The sequence below is a fragment of the Oleiphilus sp. HI0061 genome (assembly GCF_001635675.1).
Window position 1 is genome coordinate 1 of the sequence record NZ_LWFE01000531.1, and the last position, 862, is coordinate 862.

2 protein-coding genes are annotated in these 862 nt (G+C 43.4%); both read left to right on the forward strand.

The features are described 5' to 3' along the window. On the forward strand, nucleotides 1-331 hold a 331-nt coding region (locus tag A3735_RS06965; RefSeq protein WP_231882475.1), incomplete at its 5' end, for a rhodanese-like domain-containing protein. A 399-nt stretch (nucleotides 332-730) separates the two neighbouring features. Continuing rightward, nucleotides 731-862: DUF898 family protein (locus A3735_RS28735; protein WP_156499483.1), on the forward strand; the 132-nt coding region annotated here is incomplete at its 3' end.

Genomic DNA, 862 nt, shown 5'->3' on the forward strand with positions numbered 1-862 from the left:
GATACCGGACTTAATTCAAGAAATCAGACCTAAAGTACGCTGTGTAACATCATCAAGCGCCAAGCTGGAAATGAGCAATAATGGTGGTATTTTGATTGACGTAAGAGAACCCATGGAAGTGGCACAAAACCCGACACCGAACGCCCTCAACATTCCACGTGGTGTCTTGGAAATGAAGGTATCAGAACTCCACCCACATGAAGAAACACCGCTCTATATCCACTGCGCAACCGGTGCACGCGCCACTTTATCTGCAGAGCAGCTGATGAGAATCGGCTATAAGCATGTATCGGTGATCACTTGTGATATTGAGACGATATGTCAGAGCTAGAATAATTAGAAAGTAGAATGGCACTTACTTAAACTGAATTTCACTTTTTTACAGTGGAAGCCTAGAGAAACATTACTCCTCTGTGCAGCAAAGCGCTCTGTGTCCTCTGTGGTTAAGGGCCTTAGTCTTGAAGATCAAAAACCCAAAAACGAATCCACCACAGAGGACACAGAGCGGCCGATGGCCTGTACGGAGATAATCAAAAAAGGGTTCTTAAATGAATGGCTCCTATTTAATCTGAATTGCACCCTATAGATAATCATTTGTTTAGATGGAACATATGCTTAAGTAAGTGCCGTTCGGTCTAGAGTAAATTTACTCTGACCGCAGCCTCTCCTTCTAATTATGTTAGACTGCCGCTAGTTTTTAAGCGCATCAAATTGAAGGAACTCCCATTAAATGGACTTAGAAGTAAAACCCTATACTGAACAGCCTTTTAGATTCAGCGGCAAAGCACTCGAATTCTTTGGCATTTGGATCGTCAATATAGCTCTCACCATCGTTACGCTGGGCATTTATTCGGCCTGGGCG